This window comes from Dethiosulfovibrio peptidovorans DSM 11002 (assembly GCF_000172975.1).
GTDB classification, from domain to species: Bacteria; Synergistota; Synergistia; order Synergistales; family Dethiosulfovibrionaceae; genus Dethiosulfovibrio; species Dethiosulfovibrio peptidovorans.
Map to the genome: position 1 here is coordinate 1,628,124 of NZ_ABTR02000001.1, position 17,698 is coordinate 1,645,821.

A 17,698-nucleotide genomic window follows, 5' to 3' on the forward strand; every position below is an offset into this window, starting at 1 on the left:
TATAATATGTTTTATTGGGGTTTTGCGGCTTGTCAAAATATTGGGGTTTGTGAGCTTGAGGAGGGGGATAATGTATCTTTTCGCGGAGCAATTATTGAACGGCCTGGCTACGGGGGCGACTTACGCCTTGATTTCACTGGGCCTGGCTTTGGTCTACGGCGTTTTGGGGGTCCTTCACGTGGCTCACGCCGGGGTCTATATGGCTGGAGCCTATATCGGAATAGGGGTCTATTCCGTCACGGGCAACATATGGCTGGCGATAATCGTCAGCATGATAGTATGCGGTTTCATAGGTGTCGCTATAGAGCGGTTGGTTTATTTTCCTCTTTTGAAATACCCGCCTTATGTTCCTCTCATCAGCAGTATTGCCATATTTACCGGTATGGAGGAGCTCGTCCGTCTGGTAGCCGGTCCATCGGTGCAGACCTTCTCTCTGGAGCTTCCCTTCCCGAGTTTCGATTTGGGAGGAATTCACGTTTCGTCCAACCTTATGGGGATATATGTCATAACCGCGGTAGTCTTCTTTATTTTGTGGTTTATCACCACCAAGACCGAGACCGGTCTGGCCATGAGGGCCGCCTCTCAGGATATGCCTATAGCCGGTGCGATGGGTATAGACAGTCGTTTCATGGTCGATTTCAGTTTCTTCGTCAGTTCGGCCGTGGCCGCACTGGCAGGGATTTTGGTTGGGATATACTACAATACCGTCTCTCCTGATATGGGAGCCATACCGGCATACAAGGCTTTGGCCCTCATCGTAGTCGGTGGTCTCGGGTCCGTTCCAGGGGCGGTGGTGGCCTCCCTCTCCCTGGGAGTGGCGGAGACCCTTCTAATAGGCTACGCCGGTATTCCCCTTCCAAGAGATGCCCTTGCCTTCATAGCCATGATAGTCGTACTTATGTGGCGTCCTCAGGGTTTGTTGGGAAAACGGGGTTAGGGGGGTGTCGTCATGAGTTATATAATTACCGTCGCCACTTTCATCTCCATTCAGGCCATAGTGGCCTATGGATTGAACATAATAGTAGGATACGCCGGACAGATATCTCTGGGACACGCTGCCTTTTTCGGAATAGGTGCCTACAGCGCCGGATTGTTGGCCACGAAGGCCGGTCTGTCTTTTTGGGCCGCTTTGCCTCTGGTGGTAGCCATATGTGCGGTCATAGGGATAATCTGCGGTCTTCCCAGTCTTCGTCTAAAGGCGGACTTTTTAGCCATAACCACCATAGGTATAAACTTTATCGTCGAGTCGTTGTTTCTCTACGTGCCCTTTTTCGGGGGAGCTCTCGGTTTGGGAGGGATTCCCAGAGTGGTCTTTCTGGGCAATAAGCTCAAGGGAGGCGAGTTCCTTACCCTTTGTCTGCTTTTCCTGGCTTTGGTTATGTTCCTGTCCTGGTGGTTTTCCAGAAGCTGGATGGGGCTGGCCTGCATTTCCCTGAGGGAGGAGGAGACCGCCGCTTCCAGCATGGGGGTCTCTCCCGTGAAGTTCAAACTGGTGGCCTTCGTCTTGGGGTCGGTGATAGCCGGCATAGGAGGGGCTCTCTACGCTCATCAGATGAGGTTTATCGCTCCCTCCGATTTCGGTTTCCCCGTTTCCGTCATGCTTTTGTCTCTCATCGTCTTAGGAGGTATGGGTACTTTTTGGGGACCTTTGGTAGGGGCGATCATACTGGGATCCTTGCCGGAGTTGGCCCGTCCTCTGATGGAGTACAGGATGTTGATTTACAGTCTGTTGCTTTTGGGGATGATCCGCTTTCAGCCCCAGGGATTGCTCGGCGAGGAGAGCGTGGTCTCCAGGATAATCGGCAGACATGTCGGAGGTGACAGATCATGAACGATGTCCTTCTATCCGTGTCCGATCTTTCCAAGCATTTCGGAGGGTTGAAGGCGGTGGATCGGGTTTCCTTCGAGCTTGAAAAAGGGGAGATCCTAGGGCTGCTGGGGCCCAACGGGGCGGGAAAGACCACTTGTTTCAACATGATTTCCGGGGTGTACACTCCCACCGGAGGAAGTATTACCTTCGACGGAGAGCGTACCGACGGAAAGGCCCCTCACGATATGGCAGGTCTGGGAATAGGCCGGACCTTTCAGATAGTTAAGCCCTTTTCCGGCCTTACAGTGCTGGAAAACGTAGTAGTGGCCTTGGGTATGAGACGTTATCGTAGCCTGTCCAAGACCTTGGGTCTCTGGGGCAGCCGGTCGGTGAGAGATAGAGCGATGGAGATTCTGGAGAGGGTCAACCTGGGAGGTCATGCCGATAGAAAGGCCTCCGTTCTGCCTCTTGGAGACCATCGTAGACTGGAGATAGCCAGAGCTCTGGCCCTGGAGCCCCGGTTGCTTCTCTTGGACGAGTCTTTTTCCGGACTTCGACACGAACAGATCGGGCGGATGGAGGATCTAGTTATGGATCTCGCCTCCGACGGTATTTCTATACTCTTGATAGAGCACAACATGAAGGTGGCCATGAAACTAAGTCGACGGATCGTTATCCTCGATCACGGCAGAAAGTTGGCCGAGGGAGAGCCTCAGGAAGTGGTCAAAGATCCCAAGGTCATAGAGGCCTATCTGGGAAAGGGGGGATCCGGCGATGTTGCTTCGAATTGAGGATCTTCACATATCCTACGGTCAGGTCCGGGCGGTTCACGGAGTTTCCTTTCACGTGGAGGAGGGAGAACTTGTCTCCATAATAGGGGCCAACGGTGCTGGCAAGACGTCCATCCTGAACGCAGTGATGGGTATGGTACCCAGTTCGTCCGGTGCGGTGTTCTTGGAGGATCGGGATCTTTCGTCCATGCCCTCCCACATGAGGGCCAGAGAGGGCATAAGGATCGTTCCTGAGAGGGCGAGGGTTTTCCCTTGGCTTTCGGTCTACGAGAATCTTCAGACCGGCATATACGGCATGAGGGATAAGATAGACCTGGAGGAAAAGCTGAGTTGGATATACAGTTTCTTCCCCGTTCTGGAGGAACGGAGGGATCAGGCAGCTGTGACCCTGTCCGGAGGAGAGCAGCAGCAGCTTTCCATCGCTAGGGCGCTGGTCTCGGAGCCTCGTATATTGCTTGTGGACGAGGTGTCCATGGGATTGATGCCTATATTGGTGGACAAGGTTTTCGAGGTTTTACAACATCTGAACCGCGAATACGGCCTCACCATCCTGATAGTTGAACAGAACGCCCTGGCCTCTTTGGAGATATCCCACAGAGGCTACGTGCTGGAGGCGGGGAACCTGGTTATGGAGGGATCCGCCGAGGATCTGATGGAGGATTCCGGGGTTCGAGAGGCCTATCTGGGTCTCTGATACCTATAAAGCGTCAGGCTGCTCCTGGGAGCGGTCATATCTACCTTGGAGGTGGTGCGTACCATGAATAAGCTGTTGAAATTGGGGTTGTCGATCGTATTTGTCCTTTCCCTGTTGGTGGGATCCGTCTTTGCGGAGGACACCATAAAGATAGGTCTTCTCGCTCCTTTGACCGGAAAAGGTGCCGATGACGGGATAAACGTCAAAAACTCCGTCGTTATGGCGGTGGAGGAACTGAACGCCTCCGGTGGACTTCTCGGCAAGAAGGTCGAGCTGGTCTACTACGACGATCGCAACGAACCCAAAGAGGCTGTGGGATTGGCCTACAAACTGATTGAGAGAGACGAGGTCGTCGGCGTTGTCGGAGGTTCATATAGCTTCCCGACCAGAGCGGTGGCTCCCATTTTCCAGGAGGAGGAGATCCCCTTTGTCGCCGCCTATGCCCTTCATCCCGACGTTACCGCCGCCGGCGACTACTGCTTTCGGGTAGGATTCCTCGGAGAGCTCGAGGGCCGTGGATGCGCCTATCTTGCGGTGGAGAAGCTGGGAGCCAAGACGGTTTCTTTGATCCATGCCGACAACGATTTCGGCAGGACCCTTTCCACCGGGACCATGGAGTATCTCGAGAAGTACGCTCCTGACGTGAAGGTGCTGTCCGACCAAGCATATCCCTTTGGAGAGAAGGACTACAAGGCCTATCTCTCCAAGATCAAGGAGGAGAACCCCGACGTAGTCATAGCCAGCGGATACTTCTTCCAGGCCGGACCCATGCTCAAACAGGCCAGGGAGATGGGCATCACCGCCCAGTTCGTTGGAGAGGAAGGCGCTGACTCGCCGGAAACTCCCAAGATCGCCGGAGACGCTGCTGAGGGCTTCATAATAGCCACCAATCTGAACAGAGACGATCCCCGTCCCTTCGTTCAGAAGTACCTCAAGGAGTACAAGGAGCGTTTCGAGGTGGATACCTGCATGGTCGGAGCCTCTGCCTACGATGCCTTCATGGTCCTGGTCAACGGTATAAAGACCGCCGGGACCACCGACGGAGACAAGGTCAAGGATGCCATAGCCAAGTCCGAGGTGGAAGGGCTTACGGGAACTGCAAAATTCACCGAGACCGGCGAGGTCATCAAGGCACCAGTCGCCCAGATAATCAAGGACGGTCAGTTCCGTTTCTACTGCGATATGGACGACCCCAGGGTGATCGGCCAGTAACTAGAATAGCTTTGTAAGAAAGGAGAGGGTCTCCCGTCTATTTTCGACGGGGCCTTCTCCTTTTTTTGTATCTTAAGTTAGTTCTATTTTCATGCGAGACGTGCTAAATGTTTTTCTTGATCTGTTAATACCTTAGGTGTAGTATCGGAAAGAACATGAGGGCACCTCTAGCAACCCCATATTTAGCGGTCTAAGCAGACAAAAAAGCCACAGACCAGAAACAGCGACAAATTAGGCTAAATCAGCGTTAAGATGATTCTCTATTGTCGCTCCGGTGACCTGAACAACTCGGCTTTTACCGTCATTTGGGCACGGCAGATATCGCCCCTGACTTCATCATCAGGAACGAGAATCGAACGATGTTATAGGCCAGGTTTCTCAGTCCTATAGCGGTTGAAGCTCTGGCTTTCCCGATAGTTCGAACTATCAGGTTGCCGGCCTTCATGGTTTGGGCTCCAAAGACGTGCTCCACTCGGCTTCGGACTTTGGATCTTGTTCTGTTACCCTGTTTTTCCCACCACGTGATGGGTTTGCCTCTGTATCCTTTTCGTTGGATCTTCGGTCTGTAGCCTTGTTCCTCAAGCCAAGAGATTTTCTCATGGCTTCTATAAGCTGAGTCGGCATAGACGTCTTTGCTGCTGTTACTGGGATCGATGAGTTCCTCGAATACATTGCTGTCGTGGACCGATGCCTCGGTTACGCTGTATTTACGGATGATCTTGTTCTGAGAGTCGATCTCTATGTGGTTCTTGTAGCCGAAGGAGCTTTTGCCGTTTTTCTTCGTCCACCTGGCATCGGTGTCTTTTTGAGATCTCTTGTTGTCGGGCCAGTCTTCCGGTGGTTCTCCATCCTTGATCTTGCGGTTTTCATCCCGTTTGTTCCTCTGGATCGGGACCTTCACTATGGAGGCATCCACTATCTGCCCTTTTTTTGCCTCGAAGCCGCTTTTACGGATGTGACCGTCAAAAAGATCGAACAGAGGCTTCATCAGTTCCGCCTTGGTCAGCTGCTCCCGAAAAAGCCATATAGTCTTGGCATCAGGGACTTTGGCTTCCAGGGAGAGGCCGAGAAAACGTCTGAAGGAAAGCCTGTCCCTTACCTGAAACTCCATTGCGTCGTCCGACAGGTTGTACAGTGCCTGAAGCACCAGGATCTTGAACATGAGAAGAGGAGGGAAGGGCTTTCTTCCTCCCAGAGAATCCTTCTGTCTGAGCCCTTCGCGGAAGTCCTTCAACGGCTGCTCGAAGATGGACCAGTCCACCGCTTTCTCTATTCGTACCAGTGGATCGTTCACCTTTTCAAGGCTATCGTAGGCTATTTCTTCCGCAAAGAGGCTCCGCTGTTTCAAGGGGATCCCATCCCTTCTCGAGAATTTTTGGTTACAACCGGTATTTTAACATCCCAGCCTAAACAGGGGTTTTTCTCCCTGCCAGTTAGGGGAGTTTTTAGAGATGCCCATGAGACTTTTGAGAGAAAAGATGGGTTACGACTTTTTATAATAAGTGATGTTATTGGAGTGATCGTTTTGAATGTCGTGGATCTTACTCAGGTCATAAGAGAAGGTATGCCGGTCTATCCCGGCACCGAACCGCCAAAGATAGTTCAGGCTACAACTGTGGAAAAGGAGGGTTTCGCTGAGAAACTCATAACCATGTTCAGCCATACCGGAACCCACATGGACGCTCCCGCCCACATACTGAAGGATGGGCCGACCCTGGACCAGATCTCGGCGGATCGCTTCGTCGGAAGGGCCGTGGTGGCGGATCTTTCGGACCTGTCGGGGGTCATAGGGCTTTCCGATCTGGAGCGCTACGGCGATGACCTGAAGGGTTGCGACTTCTTTCTTTATCGTACCGGATGGTCCGATATGTGGGGGGACGCGGGGTACTTCGAGGGATTTCCTGTTTTGTCCACTGAGGCCTGTGAATGGATTGTGGATAAAGGGATAAAGGGTATAGGTGTAGACGCCATATCGGTCGATCCCGTGGATTCGCTCGATCTTCCGAATCACAGGGTCTTTTTAGGGGCCGGAATGGTGATAGTGGAGAACCTCACGAGGCTGGAAGATCTTCCTTCTTCGGTGACCCTGTGCTGTCTTCCTCTGAAAATAGCCGATTCCGACGGTGCTCCCGTCCGGGCGGTAGCTCTGTTGGACTCTTAAAGTCGTTCTATTTTTTTTGCCGTATGGAGGTGAGTCATGAGAGGTCAGTTTCATTTCAAGGATGATTTTGTGTATAAGATGCCGGTTCATTTCTCCGGCCATCCTTTCTATCCAGTGAGGGTGGTCTATGGGGATATGACCTGTATCTCCGTGCCCTTCGAGACCGATCCGGAAAGCATCGCCCGGTTTGTTCCGGAGGATTTCGAGCTGTTGAAACCCAGGGTCGACGTCCAGTATTCAAATTGCCGCGACGTGGACTGGATGGCCGGAGGGGAGTACCGTTTGATCCAGGTCTCCGTTCCCGTTAGATATATGGGAAACGGGGAGGGGCTCGTGGGCGATTACGTTTTGGTCATATGGGAGAACAAGGCCTGTCCCATCATAGGAGGCAGGGAGGAGGACGGTATGCCCAAGCTTTACGCCGATATCCCTTCGGAGCGACACAAGGAGGAGCATTGGTACACGGGAGCTTCCTACGAGGGCTGTACATTTCTCTCAATGGACTTCCACAGGCAAGAAGAGGTGGAATTGAAGTCCGGTGCGGTCGAGAATCACCGGGAGATCAACTTCTTCGGCTGGCGATATATTCCCGATCTGGGAAAGGGAGGGGCTGCCCTCAGCCAGGCGACCCTCTATCCTCAGGAGATGGATGTGGTGCGTATGTGGACCGGAGAGGGAAGCCTTAGTTGGATCGACTTAGGAGCAGAACGACATCCAGGGCAGTTTTCCATAATTCACGAACTTGCCCGATTGCCGGTGGTCCGATGGATGGAAGCCTCTATGTTTAAGGGATCCGCCAGGTTAAACGTGGCCGACTCGAGGGTACTGTCATGAACGGATATTACGAGGACAAGGTCGCGGTAGTTACGGGGGCTGCTTCCGGCATAGGACTCGGCCTGACGGAGGGGCTTCTTTCCAGAGGGGCGAGGGCGGTCTTCATGGCCGATTTTAACGAGGAGAACCTCAGCAGAGAGTCGGGAAAACTGGACGACAGATATCCGGGGCGGGTCTTCTCCGCCCTTACGAACGTCACGTCTCTAGATCAGGTGAGGCTCGTTCTGGAAAGGGCCAGGGATCTGGACGGACATCTGGACTTTCTGTTCAACAACGCCGGTGTCGGCCTGACCTTGCCGGTGGAGAATGTTACCTTCGAGATGTGGCGGTCCGTCGTGGATCTGAACCTCATGGGGGTGGTGCACGGAACCTACACTGCAATTCCTATCATGAGGTCTCAGGGCTTCGGACATATAGTCAACACGGGGTCCGTGGCCGGGAAGGTTCCGATACCGTATCAGGCGGTGTACGCCGCTACCAAGAGCGCGGTCATATCGATGACCGAGTGTCTACAGTACGAGCTGGAGTGCGAGGGGCTGAGTTTCAGCGTGTTCTGTCCAGGGAACGTTCGTACCGCTATTTTCGACGGTCTCGAGCCTCCGCCGGATTCCATCTCGGTGGACGAAGCGGTGGACTACGTTCTCAATGAGACGAAGGCTAAGTCGTTGAATATAGTCTTTCCCCAATCGATAAGAGATGTGGATCATCTTTATCGGGAGGACCGTGATCAGTTTGATAAACTGGCCAGAGAGTTGGCCTCGGTTCGTAGGGAGAACTACAGGACGAAGGGAACCTATTTTTAGCATGGGTGGATTTTTTCGATGGATATGAGAGATTTTTTACGGGCTGAGATGGCAGTCTCCACCGAGTCCGCGGTGCTCCTGACCGCTGGGGTCATTTCCCTGACCGCATCGGCCCTGCTGTTTCCTATATCGAGAGGGATTTTGCCCTACTACGAGAACGGTCTTCTGGGGTTGCTCATGTTCGTCATGGCGGTGCAGATCATTACTTTGGGGAAGGCCCCTTTTGGAGACGTGGGGCGCGGACCTCTATGGACCGTCCTGGGGGTAGTCCTGGCCGGGATAGGTGTTGTGACCTGCTTTATCCCCGGTCTGTTTCGCATCGTGCCCAGGTTGGTGCTTCTGGTCTCGATGGGGGTGGGAGGAGCGGCCATGTTCGTCCGTCTGTGTCTGGACGGTAGGAGGTTGGCGACTTGGTTGAGGCTGGGAGGTGTGTTCGTCCATCTGGCGGCGGCCTGCGGGGCCGCCTATCTGCTCTCCATGTCGATAGGTCTGTCCCTGTGGTCTCGGGAGTTGCTCTCCGCTCGGCAGTATTCGGTTTTTCTGACGGCCTACGGAGCTTCTCTTGTGTATCTGGCATTCGTGCTGGTGCCGGTCTATCGGGATCATCCCCCTGCTCGTACTGGAAATCTATCACCGGATAAATCCATGATCCTCCTGGTGGGGGTCTTCATGGTTTTGCTTGGGGTGCTGCTGATTCCGGTGAGCTTGGGGTTACTGCCCTTTTCCGCAGGAGCTCAGCTCGGTCTGCTGATGGTTATATTCGCCGTACAGATGCTGGCTTTCGGCAACACTCCGGTGGGCTCTTTTTCCAGAACCCCGGCGGTTCTTCTCGTTGGGTTGCTCTTCACCGTGTTGGGAACGGCTTCCTGTATGGTTCCCGAGCTTCTGGTGCCCTTCTTGACCGTGGCTGTGGGGGTCCTGAACGTGTTCGGCGGGGCGATAGGCATGTTCAAGCTGTGGTCTATAAGGGGAAGAGGCCCCGATTTTCCCATCTTAAAGAGGTTGGGTAGGGTCCAGGCGGCGGTGAACATGTTCGCGATACTGTTCGGAGCCTCTATGCTGATATCCCGGCTTCTGTCCGGAACGGTCATAGGGGCTATCTTGAGCCTTAACGGAGCTACCTTGCTCTATCTTCTACATCTGCTGGTGGAAATAGAAAAGATGAGCGGAGACCGTCGATCTTCATAGCGGTCTCCGCTTTTTTATTGGGTCATTTGTTTTTGAGCCTTATCGATGCGGCTTTCCCATGAGCCTCAAGCCCTTCGGCCTTGGCCATGGCTTCGGCGACTGGAGCGAGCCGCGCTACTCCCTCCGGGGTCATCCTCTGAGATGTGCAGATCTTAGTGAATGTCCCGACCCAGACCCCGCCTGTGTAGCGAGACGCCCTGAGAGTGGGCAGGGTATGGTTGCTGCCGGATACGTAATCTCCGAACACCTCGGCGGACATCTCCCCGATGAACAGGGCTCCGTAGTTCGTCAGTGCCGGTATGAGGGTTTCCGGGTCTTGGACGACCAGTTCCAGATGTTCCGGGGCATAGCGGTTCGATATCTCACAGGCCTGTTCCAGCGAGTCTACTATGATGATCTCGCCGTTTTCTCGCCAGGCTCTTCCGGCCATCTCGGCGGTGGCGAGGTCCTTCAGCTGTCTTTCCACCGCCGAGGCCGTGGCCTTGGCGATGTCCTCGTCTGTACACAGAAGAATTCCCCTGGCGTTGAGGTCGTGCTCCGACTGTGCCAGTATGTCCGCCGCCAGTATCTCCGGATTGGCGCTTTCGTCGGCTATTATGAGCACCTCGCTGGGGCCCGCCACGAAGTCTATACCCACCTGGCCGTAGCACTGTCTTTTCGCTTCCGTGACGTAGCGGTTTCCGGGGCCGGCTATGACGTCCACCGGGGCTATCTGCTCGGTGCCGAACGCCATGGCGGCTATGGCCTGAGCTCCGCCTACCGCGTATATTTCGTCCACTCCCGCTATGGAAAGGGCAGACAGGGTCGCTGGGTGGATTTTATCGGTGCCCTTCATGACAGGAGAGCAGGCCACGATTCTCTTAACCCCTGCGACCGAGGCCGGTATGGCCAGCATGAGGGCGGTGGAGAAGAGGGGATAACCCCCTCCCGGGACGTAGCAGCCGCAGGATTCAACCGGGATGGCCCTGTGTCCCAGAAAAACGCCGGGCGATAGTTCCTGCTCCGGTAGGTCCGTCAAGGTCTCCTTCTGCCTTTCGGCGAAAGCCCTTATGTTGTGTGCGGCGGTCTTTATGTGATCGAGCAGAGAGGTATCCACCTCTTCGATCGCCGCTTGGATTTCCTCGTCCGTAATCCTGAAGGACGATCTCGACGATAGATCAAAACGATGTCCGTATTCCAGAAGGGCCGAGTCGCCTCTCTCTCTGATAGTTTCTACGATGGCTGCAACGGAGGATGTCAGCTCCCCTTTTCCCTCCGGCCTTTTGGGCAGGGCCTCTTTAACATGATACATATCCAGTCCTCCTCGTCGAGAATCTTTATCGTGGTAGTATAGCGCCACGTTCAAGTATGCTCAAGGAGAAGTTTAGCCTCTTTCTCTGAATCCCTTGCAGAACCAGAACAGAGTTGAGGCGCAGAGGGCGGCGGTTCTTCCTCCCTCGTCCAGGGGGGGGGACATCTCCATTATGTCCAGATATTTTATCCTGTCGGTCCTTCCTGCCAGGTAGGCCACTCTTTCCAGCTCCGGGGCCTTGAAACCTCTGGGGTTGCTGGCCGACGCTCCGGGGGCCTCGTGGCTGCGGACCGAGTCGATATCTATCGACAGGGCCACCGCTCTGGTACCGTCGCAGGCTACCCGACTGGCCTCCAGAAAGTATTCCATCGGTCTAGTCCCGACGGAGCTGAGGGTCAGCACGGTGGCTCCTTTGTCCTTAACCCACCTGTAGTAATGGGGCGAGTTGTATTGTTCCTGTATGCCGAACTCGACGAAGGATCGCCCAAGTAAGGCTCTGTCGGGCAGTTCCTCAAGAGCCCTGCGAAAGGGGGTTCCGCTGGTTATGCCGTGGCTCATATCCCTGACGTCCAGGTGGCTGTCCACGTTTATCACTCCCAGCTGTCCTTCCCTAAGGCTCGATCCCTCCACCAGGCCGAGCAGCCCGGGGTAGGTGAGGTCGTGGCCTCCTCCTAAGACCACCGGGAAAACCCCGGTGGAGACGATCTTTCTTACCGTCTCAGTGAGGTTTATGTGGGTTTCGGCCAGGTCGTCTCCTATGGGGATATCTCCCAGATCCACCATGGAGACGTCGCTTACGTCAACCCCGAACCCCGGAGTCAGGCGATAGAAGGACCGGCGGATGGCCTCCGGGCCTAGAGCGGCTCCCTGTTTGCCTCCGTTGGCCTTTATTCCCCTGTCCTCCGGTACTCCTAACAGGGCTATCTGGGCCGATTTAAGGGCTTCGTCGATATCCCTTGAAACCGGTTTTACGAGGTCTCCCAGTCTAGGGTCCATGGGGTCGTCTCTGCTGTAGAAGAGTTCCGGTTCCGGCGGTATCATCGATAGCATGTTCTTTCCCTCCGATATTTTTTTGCCTTTAAAAAGGGAGAGGCACCCTCGGTCGGGTACCTCTCCTGCTATTTTCGTATGTCTTGGACTTTATTTCTTCTTCCAGGCGTCGTCCACCACCGAGCTTACTAGGTCGGTATCGGGGATGTAGGGCAGGGTTATGTGGTAGTCTCCACTGTATTTTTCGTTGACCTCTCCGCTGACCTCTATGGCGTGGTCGCAGCGGGCCCATGCTCTTCGGGCCACTCCGCCGAGGACGTCCCACATCATGGCGGACTTGAGGATCTCGTCGGTTCTCTCCGATCCGTCTAGGACCATTCCGAATCCTCCGTTGATGACCTTTCCTATTCCCACTCCTCCGCCGTTGTGAAGGGCGCAGAGGGTCATCCCTCTGGCGGCGTTTCCGGCGAAGCACTGGGTGGCCATGTCGGCGCAGATGTTGCTGCCGTCCTTTATGTTGGAGGTCTCCCTGTAGGGGGAGTCGGTTCCCGATACGTCGTGATGGTCTCTTCCGAGCATGACTGGACCTATCTCTCCCTTGCGTACCATCTCGTTGAACTTGAGGGCGATGTTAGTCCTTCCCTCGGCGTCCTGGTAGAGGATCCGGCACTGGGTTCCCACCACCAATTTGTTCTTCTCCGCATCTCTGATCCAGATCCAGTTGTCGTAGTCCTGGGCCCTGCGGTTAGGGTCGATGCAGTCCATGGCGGCTTTGTCGGTCTTGCGAAGGTCTTCGGGGTTTCCGCTGAGGCAGCACCAACGGAAGGGGCCGTAGCCGTAGTCGAACAGGACCGGTCCCATGATGTCCTCGACGTAGGAGGGCCATATGAAGCCGTCGTGGGTGTCCTTGCCGTTTTTGCATATCTCCGTTACCCCGGCGTCGTAGACGGCTCTCATGAAGGAGTTGCCGTAGTCGAAGAAGTAGGTTCCCTTGGCCGTGAGCTTCTTTATGACCTGGTAATGTCTGCGCAGGGTCTCGTCCACCTTCTCGCGGAATTTTTCCGGAGCGTCGTGGAGCATGGCGGTGCGTTCCTCGAAGGTCATGCCCGCGGGGCAGTAGCCTCCGTCGTAGGGAGCGTGGCAGGATGTCTGATCCGAGAGAAGGGGAATCTCTATGCCTTCTTTGTCCGCATACTCCAGCAGGTCCACTATGTTACCGTGATATGCGATGGAGAGAGGTTCCTTTTTCTCCATCGCCTCTTTGGCCATGGAGAAGGCCTCCTCGCAGGTCTTAGCGACTCGGCTGACCCAGCCCTGGCTGTGGCGGGTCTCTATGCGGGAGTAGTCCACCTCGGCGACGATTCCCACCCCTCCGGCGATCTCGATCGCCTTGGGCTGGGCTCCGCTCATGCCTCCCAGTCCGGAGGAGACGAACAGGATGCCGGCCAGGTTTTCCTTGGGGCCGACTCCCAGCCTCTGTCTGGCGGCGTTGAGGACGGTGTTGAAGGTTCCGTGGACGATTCCTTGGGGACCGATGTACATCCATCCGCCGGCGGTCATCTGGCCGTAGTTGGTAACTCCCAGCTGCATTCCCCTGTGCCATTCGGCCTGGTTGTCGAATATGCCGATCAGGAGTCCGTTGGTGAGGATTACCCTGGGCGCATCGGGCTTGGATTTGAACAGTCCAAGAGGATGGCCGCTTTCCAGGACGAGGGTGGTGTCCTCGGTAAGCTCCTCAAGATATTTCTTTATGAGCCTGTACTGTAGCCAGTTTTGACATACCTGTCCGGTCTCTCCGTAGGTGACCAGCTCGTAGGGGTAGAGAGCTACGTCGAAGTCCAGGTTGTTGTCTATCATAACCTGGAAGGCCTTGCCGGCAGTGCACTTGCCCTTGTACTCGTCTATGGGTTTGCCGTGGAGCTCTCCGGCCGGGCGATATCTGTAGGCGTATATCCGTCCCATGGTGCGAAGCTCCTCCATGAACTCGGGAGCCAGCTTTTCGTGAAGCTCCTTGGGGACGTAACGGAGGGCGTTTTTGAGAGCCAGCTCGGTCTCGGCCTTGCTGAGGTTCCAGCCCCTGTCGGGGGCACGGCGGATACCTTTGGCAAAATCGGGATACTCGGGAAGCTCGTTTCCAAGCTTTATGGTCATGGTTTTCTCTGTCATCTGGTTATAGTCCATGTTAGAATACCTCCAAGTTCTTCAATGTCGTCGTCGGAGTTTCCTTGGTCGGGGCTCCGGCGATTTTTTTATTTAGCTTATGGCGGCCTCGACTGCTTTCTCTATCGACGCAGACCCCTCCTCGATGAGCTTCAGGGTTTTCTCCATGTCGACTTTGGTCTTGTCGGCGAAGGCCTTGTCTTTGAGGCCCATCAGGTTGATCTTGACGTTGTAGGAGGCCGCTACCGCCGCGGCTCTGGCGAGGACGGCGGCGGATCCGGCGTCGGTGATCGCGTTGGAGTTGCCCTTTTCGCAGGCGATCTTGGCCAGCTCCATCATGTCCAGACACTTGGTCATGGTCTCGAAGGGAACCTCTATGGCCTTCTTCGTTGCCTGCTGTATGGCCTCGGAACGGGCTGCCTTCTCCTCGTCGGTTCCTTTGGGCATCTTGAGTGCCGCCATGAACAGGTTGAAGGCTTCCGTGTCTTTCTCCATCAGGTCCAGGAAGGTCCGGTGGAGCTCGTTGCCGTCGGAGCGGACCTTTTCCATCGCATCCCAGTTGTCCCTGTATTTTTCCTTGCCTACGGTCAGACTGGCGACCATGGAGCTGAGGGCGGCTCCCAGAGATGCGGCCAGAGCCGCTACGCTGCCCCCTCCGGGAGCGGGAGAGTCGGAGGCTAGCTCCTCCACGAATCCTTTTACAGTAAGTTCGGAGAGTTTCATTTAAAAGACCCCTTTCTTTTCGTTTTTAGGCTACCTGTACGCCCTTTTTGTAGACCTCTACCACGGGAGATACCCCTGCGTGATAGGCTAGTATGGCGGGGCTTTCGCCGTCCAATAGAAGGAAGTCCGCCTGCTTGCCGACCTCCAGGCTTCCCACCTTGTCCTGTAGTCCCAGAGACCAGGCAGGGTTGAGGGTGGTGGCGACCAGAGCTTCCTCGACGGTCATGTCCATGTTCATAACCCCGAGGCCGAACACGAAGGGTATGGACTCGGTGAAACAGGATCCGGGATTGCAATCGGTGGCGAGAGCCACCGGTACCCCCAGGTCGATCATCTTTCTTACAGGAGCGTAGGGCTTTTTGAGGCTGTAGGCGGTAGCGGGAAGGACGTCGGCTATGACTCCGTTTACCGCCATGGATCTCAAGTTTTTCTCGTTGGCTGCCAGCAGGTGTTCCGCCGATACCGTTCCGAGTTCCGCCGCAAGTCCGGCTCCTCCGGTGTCGTGGACCTCGTCGGCGTGGATCCTCAGCAGGAAGCCAAGGTCTCTGGCCTTCTCTAGGATCCTCCTGCTCTGGTCTACGGTGAAGACTCCTTCTTCGCAGAAGACGTCGCAGTATTTAGCTATTCCCTGTTCCTTTACTGCAGGAAGCATCTCCTCTACCATGATGTCCACGAACTTGTCCGGGTTTCCCTTGTACTCGGTGGGCACCGCATGGGCTCCCATGAAGGTGGGGGCTATGTCCAGAGGGGTTTCTCTGGCGATTCGACCTATCACCGAGAGCATCTTGAGCTCCGATTCGGTGGTGAGTCCGTAGCCGCTCTTTATCTCGAGGGTGGTGGTACCGAAGTTGAGGGCGGAGAGGACGTTGTCCAGGGTCGTCTCGAAGAGCTCGTCCTCGGTGGCCTCGTGGACCGATCTCACCGAGGAGAGAATGCCTCCTCCTGCTTTGAGTATCTCCAGATAGGGAGTCCCGGCCAGCCTCATGGAAAACTCGTTCTCCCTGCGTTTTGCGAAACATATGTGGGTGTGGGGGTCGACGAAACCCGGTATCATACAGGTTCCTTCACAGTCCACCTCCATGTCCACGTCCATCTCCTCCGCCTTGATCAGGATGTCTTTCTCGTCTCCTATGGCTGCGATGAGGCCGTTTTCGCAGAGCAGGGCGCCCTTTTCATAGGTCGCGACCCGGCCCTGATCGGATCCGGCCAGGGGCGCGTCGCCGCCGATGGGGGTGGTTATACGGGCGTTGCGGAAAAGGGTGGCCATCATCTTTAATTCTCCTCTCTCATAAGCTCCAGCAGCTTGAGCTCCAGTACCTGGTTGGGATCGAAGTCGTCTATCTGCATGTAGTAGGCCGCGCTGTCCAGCATGGCCGCTACCGGGATCATTCCGTATACCTCGGTGCCGTTTACGGTAACTCCCCAACGGGCCGCCTCCATACGGATGAACTCCAGGGCCCTGTATATGGCGGTTTTGTCGTAGTCGACTATGTTCATGCTGACCTGGACCATTCCCTTGTCCTCAAGGGCGAGGCCGATTCCCTTGACGGCGGTGAAGCCTCCGCCGGAGGCACGGACCCTCTTGCCAATGGTCTTGGCGATCTCGACGTCGGTGGTGTTCAGGTTGACGTTGAAGGCGACCAGGAACTTACGGGCCCCTATGACCGTGGCTCCTGCGGTGGGATGCAGCTTGGGCTCTCCCAGATCGGGATGGCGTTCGGGTTTTGTTATCTCTTCCTTGAGGCCCTCGTACTGTCCCTTGCGGATTACCTCCAGCCTGGTGCGGTCGGGGCGGATCGCCGCGTCCTCGTAGTAGTAGACCGGGACGTTCAGCTCCTCGTAGAACCTTTTCCCGAAGGAGCGGGCCAGCTCGACGCATTCGTCCATGGAGATATCGCTGATGGGAGTGAAGGGGATGACGTCGATGGCTCCCATGCGGGGATGGGCTCCTTTGTGTGTGTTCAGGTCTATGTTGTCCACCGCGACCTTGGATGCCGCCATCACGGCGTCGGAGATCGCCTGAGGCTCTCCGGCCAGGCTCACCACCAGACGGTTGTGGTCCTCGTCGGCTCTGTAATCGAAGAGGTAGCAGCCTTTCTGCTCTTTGAAGGGTTTCACTATAGACTCGATAACGTCCTGTCTTCTGCCTTCGCTGAAATTGGGTACGCACTCGATCAACTGTTTAGCCATGGTTTTCCCTCCTGATATTTTAGGGCTAGATCGCTATAAGGATTGCCCTATTTTTCTAGCCGCTTCCTGAAGATCCTCAAGCAGCTCTTCCTCTCGTCCGTCGAAACTGGTCGCCAGACCCGCTATGCCCAGTTGCGCTACGAAAGAACCTTTAGAGTCGAACAGAGGCACGCTGATGTCCCCTGCGTGTTCGATCCACTCCTCTTTGCTTATGGCGTAACCTCTAAGTCTGATCTCGTCGATATCTTTTCTGAGCTGGGCCGCTTTTTCATATCCTGATTTGTGCAGTATTTTCTCGCGAGCTTCCTTTCGACAATAGGCCAGAAGGATTTTTCCGGTCGCTCCCGATTGAAGGGGGATCTTCATCCCCTTGTGGGCGACGAATTTAACCGACATAGTCGGTTCCACCGTGTGAATGCAGAGCCCCTCCTTTCCTTCCATGACGCTCATTATGGAGGTTTTGGAGGTTTTTTCCACCAAACTGCGCATTACAGGGTCGGAGATTCGGATAAGTTCGTCGTAGAAGGATACGTTTCGGTGAAGAAGAAAAAACTTTATTCCCGGGCGATATTGATCGGTTTCTATGTCGCGGTAGATCCATTCCTGTTCCTCCAGGGAGGCCAGAAAGCGGTGAACGGTGCTTCTGGGGATATCGGTCTCCCTCTCTATGTCTCTTATGCTTAGGTTGTGTTGAGAGGAGCAGAGCAGGTTCATTATTCTCGCTACTTTCCCGACGGCGTCCAGCTTGTTTTTGCGTTCTGTCATGCGGACCTCCAAAAATGGGACAGATTGTCTCAAATGTGACTACCCATAAATTAGCCCATTCCCGATGTCTTGTCAATAAGGACGGT

17 protein-coding genes are annotated in these 17,698 nt (G+C 55.1%); 9 read left to right on the forward strand and 8 right to left on the reverse strand.

Features of this window, described 5'->3' with window-relative positions; genetic code table 11:
• Positions 1-70 precede the first annotated feature (70 nt).
• The 5 genes from DPEP_RS07755 to DPEP_RS07775 all read left to right on the forward strand — a co-directional run bounded on the left by DPEP_RS07755 (position 71) and on the right by DPEP_RS07775 (position 4,507).
• Positions 71-937 carry a branched-chain amino acid ABC transporter permease gene (locus DPEP_RS07755; protein ID WP_005661042.1) on the forward strand — a complete coding sequence of 289 codons (867 nt, stop codon included), beginning with the start codon at positions 71-73 and terminating at the stop codon, positions 935-937.
• A 12-nt stretch (positions 938-949) separates the two neighbouring features.
• Entirely contained in the window at positions 950-1,831 is an 882-nt protein-coding gene (locus DPEP_RS07760; protein WP_005661043.1) for a branched-chain amino acid ABC transporter permease, read from the forward strand.
• Positions 1,828-2,601 carry an ABC transporter ATP-binding protein gene (locus tag DPEP_RS07765; RefSeq protein ID WP_005661044.1) on the forward strand — a complete coding sequence of 258 codons (774 nt, stop codon included), beginning with the start codon at positions 1,828-1,830 and terminating at the stop codon, positions 2,599-2,601. The genes DPEP_RS07760 and DPEP_RS07765 overlap by 4 nt, the downstream gene beginning before the upstream one ends.
• On the forward strand, positions 2,585-3,295 hold the full coding sequence (locus DPEP_RS07770; protein WP_005661045.1) for an ABC transporter ATP-binding protein: 711 nt from the start codon (positions 2,585-2,587) through the stop codon (positions 3,293-3,295). The genes DPEP_RS07765 and DPEP_RS07770 overlap by 17 nt, the downstream gene beginning before the upstream one ends.
• Before the next feature lie 63 nt (positions 3,296-3,358).
• On the forward strand, positions 3,359-4,507 hold the full coding sequence (locus DPEP_RS07775; protein WP_005661047.1) for an ABC transporter substrate-binding protein: 1,149 nt from the start codon (positions 3,359-3,361) through the stop codon (positions 4,505-4,507).
• A gap of 301 nt (positions 4,508-4,808) precedes the next feature.
• On the opposite strand, the gene DPEP_RS07780 is transcribed toward DPEP_RS07775, so the two are convergent.
• Positions 4,809-5,855: an IS5 family transposase gene (locus tag DPEP_RS07780; RefSeq protein ID WP_005658687.1), complete on the reverse strand. Its 1,047-nt coding sequence runs from the start codon at positions 5,853-5,855 to the stop codon at positions 4,809-4,811.
• Between the two features lie 186 nt (positions 5,856-6,041).
• Here DPEP_RS07780 and DPEP_RS07785 point away from each other — a divergent pair, with 186 nt between their 5' ends.
• From DPEP_RS07785 to DPEP_RS07800, 4 genes are read left to right on the forward strand one after another with little or no spacing between them, the layout of a single operon-like run.
• Positions 6,042-6,668, forward strand: a complete 627-nt coding sequence (locus DPEP_RS07785) for a cyclase family protein (protein WP_241760506.1) — start codon at positions 6,042-6,044, stop codon at positions 6,666-6,668.
• A 36-nt stretch (positions 6,669-6,704) separates the two neighbouring features.
• A complete protein-coding gene (locus DPEP_RS07790) occupies positions 6,705-7,502 on the forward strand; it encodes an acetoacetate decarboxylase family protein (protein ID WP_005661050.1) in 798 nt (265 codons plus the stop codon).
• The gene (locus tag DPEP_RS07795; RefSeq protein WP_005661052.1) at positions 7,499-8,305 is read left to right on the forward strand and encodes an SDR family NAD(P)-dependent oxidoreductase; all 807 of its coding nucleotides are present in this window, start codon (positions 7,499-7,501) and stop codon (positions 8,303-8,305) included. Before DPEP_RS07790 ends, DPEP_RS07795 begins: the two co-directional genes overlap by 4 nt.
• An 18-nt stretch (positions 8,306-8,323) precedes the next feature.
• Positions 8,324-9,493, forward strand: a complete 1,170-nt coding sequence (locus DPEP_RS07800) for a hypothetical protein (RefSeq protein ID WP_005661053.1) — start codon at positions 8,324-8,326, stop codon at positions 9,491-9,493.
• Between the two features lie 22 nt (positions 9,494-9,515).
• On the opposite strand, the gene hisD is transcribed toward DPEP_RS07800, so the two are convergent.
• The 7 genes from hisD to DPEP_RS07835 all read right to left on the reverse strand — a co-directional run bounded on the left by hisD (position 9,516) and on the right by DPEP_RS07835 (position 17,612).
• A complete protein-coding gene (hisD, locus tag DPEP_RS07805) occupies positions 9,516-10,784 on the reverse strand; it encodes a histidinol dehydrogenase (RefSeq protein ID WP_005661055.1) in 1,269 nt (422 codons plus the stop codon).
• Between the two features lie 72 nt (positions 10,785-10,856).
• On the reverse strand, positions 10,857-11,834 hold the full coding sequence (locus DPEP_RS07810; RefSeq protein WP_005661056.1) for a formimidoylglutamase: 978 nt from the start codon (positions 11,832-11,834) through the stop codon (positions 10,857-10,859).
• A 90-nt stretch (positions 11,835-11,924) separates the two neighbouring features.
• Entirely contained in the window at positions 11,925-13,955 is a 2,031-nt protein-coding gene (locus tag DPEP_RS07815) for a urocanate hydratase (protein ID WP_005661058.1), read from the reverse strand.
• 72 nt (positions 13,956-14,027) lie between these two features.
• A complete protein-coding gene (locus DPEP_RS07820) occupies positions 14,028-14,657 on the reverse strand; it encodes a cyclodeaminase/cyclohydrolase family protein (RefSeq protein ID WP_005661060.1) in 630 nt (209 codons plus the stop codon).
• 25 nt (positions 14,658-14,682) lie between these two features.
• Positions 14,683-15,927 (reverse strand): imidazolonepropionase, encoded by a 1,245-nt coding sequence (hutI, locus tag DPEP_RS07825; RefSeq protein WP_005661061.1) that lies wholly within the window; start codon positions 15,925-15,927, stop codon positions 14,683-14,685.
• Between the two features lie 2 nt (positions 15,928-15,929).
• Positions 15,930-16,847: a glutamate formimidoyltransferase gene (gene ftcD, locus DPEP_RS07830; protein WP_005661063.1), complete on the reverse strand. Its 918-nt coding sequence runs from the start codon at positions 16,845-16,847 to the stop codon at positions 15,930-15,932.
• A 33-nt stretch (positions 16,848-16,880) separates the two neighbouring features.
• Positions 16,881-17,612: an IclR family transcriptional regulator gene (locus DPEP_RS07835; RefSeq protein ID WP_005661065.1), complete on the reverse strand. Its 732-nt coding sequence runs from the start codon at positions 17,610-17,612 to the stop codon at positions 16,881-16,883.
• Positions 17,613-17,698: the final 86 nt, after the last annotated feature.

What these genes read in the sequence shown, in the direction of transcription:
- DPEP_RS07755 (WP_005661042.1), top strand. Translation starts at nt 71, where the DNA reads ATGTATCTTTTCGCGGAGCAATTATTGAACGGCCTGGCTACGGGGGCG.
- DPEP_RS07760 (WP_005661043.1), top strand. Translation starts at nt 950, where the DNA reads ATGAGTTATATAATTACCGTCGCCACTTTCATCTCCATTCAGGCCATA.
- DPEP_RS07765 (WP_005661044.1), top strand. Translation starts at nt 1,828, where the DNA reads ATGAACGATGTCCTTCTATCCGTGTCCGATCTTTCCAAGCATTTCGGA.
- DPEP_RS07770 (WP_005661045.1), top strand. Translation starts at nt 2,585, where the DNA reads ATGTTGCTTCGAATTGAGGATCTTCACATATCCTACGGTCAGGTCCGG.
- DPEP_RS07775 (WP_005661047.1), top strand. Translation starts at nt 3,359, where the DNA reads ATGAATAAGCTGTTGAAATTGGGGTTGTCGATCGTATTTGTCCTTTCC.
- DPEP_RS07790 (WP_005661050.1), top strand. Translation starts at nt 6,705, where the DNA reads ATGAGAGGTCAGTTTCATTTCAAGGATGATTTTGTGTATAAGATGCCG.
- DPEP_RS07795 (WP_005661052.1), top strand. Translation starts at nt 7,499, where the DNA reads ATGAACGGATATTACGAGGACAAGGTCGCGGTAGTTACGGGGGCTGCT.
- DPEP_RS07800 (WP_005661053.1), top strand. Translation starts at nt 8,324, where the DNA reads ATGGATATGAGAGATTTTTTACGGGCTGAGATGGCAGTCTCCACCGAG.
- hisD (WP_005661055.1), bottom strand. Translation starts at nt 10,784, where the DNA reads ATGTATCATGTTAAAGAGGCCCTGCCCAAAAGGCCGGAGGGAAAAGGG.
- DPEP_RS07810 (WP_005661056.1), bottom strand. Translation starts at nt 11,834, where the DNA reads ATGCTATCGATGATACCGCCGGAACCGGAACTCTTCTACAGCAGAGAC.
- DPEP_RS07815 (WP_005661058.1), bottom strand. Translation starts at nt 13,955, where the DNA reads ATGGACTATAACCAGATGACAGAGAAAACCATGACCATAAAGCTTGGA.
- DPEP_RS07820 (WP_005661060.1), bottom strand. Translation starts at nt 14,657, where the DNA reads ATGAAACTCTCCGAACTTACTGTAAAAGGATTCGTGGAGGAGCTAGCC.
- hutI (WP_005661061.1), bottom strand. Translation starts at nt 15,927, where the DNA reads ATGATGGCCACCCTTTTCCGCAACGCCCGTATAACCACCCCCATCGGC.
- ftcD (WP_005661063.1), bottom strand. Translation starts at nt 16,847, where the DNA reads ATGGCTAAACAGTTGATCGAGTGCGTACCCAATTTCAGCGAAGGCAGA.
- DPEP_RS07835 (WP_005661065.1), bottom strand. Translation starts at nt 17,612, where the DNA reads ATGACAGAACGCAAAAACAAGCTGGACGCCGTCGGGAAAGTAGCGAGA.